The 263-nt window shown below is 71.9% G+C and carries 1 protein-coding gene; it reads right to left on the bottom strand.

The window, feature by feature from the left end; genetic code table 11:
• The coding region (locus ACQG3P_RS20120; protein WP_426806031.1) for a hypothetical protein at positions 1-263 on the bottom strand (263 nt) is incomplete at both ends.

Genomic DNA, 263 nt, shown 5'->3' with positions numbered 1-263 from the left:
GACCGCGCCGGAACTGCTGAGCGGTCGACGATGTGTCCGGCGTGGTCTCCGACGGAGCGAGCGGGTTCGGACGCCTTCCGCCCGCTTCGGACCACGCGTGCTCTTGCGCGTGTTGGAACGGCAGATGCACCGTCAGGGTCGCATCGTCGAGCGCCGTCAGCGTCGCCGGTGCCGCCTCAGTCGCGGGTGCGGCCTCCACCCGGTGCCACACGGTCAGCAGCGCGACGAGGTCCCTGGGGCGGGTGACCTCGACGGCGATGTCC

The organism is Stenotrophomonas sp. SrG (genome assembly GCF_050031795.1).
Taxonomy (GTDB): domain Bacteria; phylum Pseudomonadota; class Gammaproteobacteria; order Xanthomonadales; family Xanthomonadaceae; genus Stenotrophomonas; species Stenotrophomonas rhizophila_A.
Note: the sequence above shows the minus strand (reverse complement) of the source record. Positions and strands in the feature narration are given on the sequence as shown.